2 protein-coding genes are annotated in these 1,563 nt (G+C 51.9%); both read right to left on the bottom strand.

The window, feature by feature from the left end:
- Positions 1-824: biotin/lipoyl-containing protein (locus tag ACTHUT_RS20180; RefSeq protein WP_440419581.1), on the bottom strand; the 824-nt coding region annotated here is incomplete at its 3' end.
- Positions 825-973: 149 nt separating this feature from the next.
- Positions 974-1,563 (bottom strand): transketolase-like TK C-terminal-containing protein (locus ACTHUT_RS20175; RefSeq protein WP_440419579.1); only part of this gene is annotated, 590 nt, incomplete at its 5' end.

The following is a 1,563-nucleotide window of genomic DNA, read 5'->3' as shown; positions in this document are numbered from 1 at the left end:
GATTTAACGAAGGCTTTAACGTCTTCGCCCATGATACGGCCTTTCAGACCGGTACCTTTGACTTGGCCCAAATCTACGCCCAATTCGCGCGCCAGTTTGCGTGCGGAAGCACCTGCATGCGCTTTTGCAAATGCAGCTTCATCGATTTTGGCAGCAGCAGGAGCAGCAGGTGCAGGCGCAGCTGCTGGTGCAGTAGGAGCAGGAGCGGCAGCTGGTGCAGGCGCGGCAGCTTGAGTGGCAGGAGCTGGAGCTGCAGCAGCAGAGCCGGCAGTTTCTACTTCGATGATGGCGGATCCTTCGGATACTTTGTCGCCAACTTTCAGGAATACGGCTTTAACCACACCGGCTTCGGTACATGGTACGTCCATAGTGGCTTTGTCGGTTTCCAAAGTAATCAGGGTGTCGTCAACGGCAACAGTGTCGCCGACTTTAACTTCAACGGCAATAACGTCTACGTCAGAGTGGCCGCCGATATCAGGTACAACAACTTGTACGGTAGCGCCACCGGCAGGAGCGGCTGCAGGCGCAGCAGCTGGAGCAGCAGGAGCTTCAGCTGCAGGAGCCGGAGCGGTATCAGCAGCGGCAGCACCGGTTTCAACGGTCAGAATAACGCCGCCTTCAGAGATTTTATCGCCCACTTTAACTTTAACTTCTTTCACGACGCCGGCTGCATCAGCAGGTACATCCATAGTGGCTTTGTCGGTTTCCAACGTAATCAGGGTGTCGTCAACGGCAATAGTGTCGCCTACTTTAACTTCTACGGCGATGATGTCGACGTTTTCATGGCCGCCGATATCAGGGACTTTGATTTCTACAATACTCATTTGAGTTCCTTCAATATTTTTCAGTTTGATGCCGTCTGAAAACTGTTTCACACGGCATCGGTACAGTTTGTTTGTTCAAACCATTCAAGCATTCGGTTTTCAGACGACCTGATGTCTGAATGAAGCAAGCAGGCCGTCTGAAATATCGATTAGCGTTTCCAGCTAGGAGCTGAATCGGCTTTGATACCATATTTTTCAATGGCTTGTTGAACGGTTTCTTTGCTGACTTTGCCTTGCTCTGCCAATGCGCTCAATGCAGCAACGGCAACGTTGTAGCGGTCAACTTCAAAGAAGCTGCGCAGGTTGGCACGGCTGTCGGAGCGACCGAAGCCGTCAGTGCCTAAGACGTGGTAGTCGTTAGGGATGTAGGCACGGATGCGGTCAGCATAGCTGCGGATATAGTCGGTAGCGGCAATTACTGGGCCGTCATGACCTTGCAGTTGAGAAGTAACAAACGGTACTTTTGCAGTTTCCAAAGGATTCAGGCGGTTGAAACGTTCTGCTTCGATAGCGTCGCGATGCAACAGGTTGAAAGATGGGCAAGACCAGATGTCTGCTTCCACGCCGAAGTCGGCTTTCAACAATTCAGCACCGGCAATGACTTCTTGCAGAATGGTACCGGAACCCATCAATTGAACTTTCTTGTCGCCTTTGCCGCCGGCTTTCAGCAGGTACATACCTTTCAGGATGTTTTCTTCTGCGCCTTCAGGCATATCCGGGTGAGCGTAGTTCTCGTTCA

This window comes from Neisseria sp. P0022.S010 (assembly GCF_051956635.1).
Note: the sequence above shows the minus strand (reverse complement) of the source record. Positions and strands in the feature narration are given on the sequence as shown.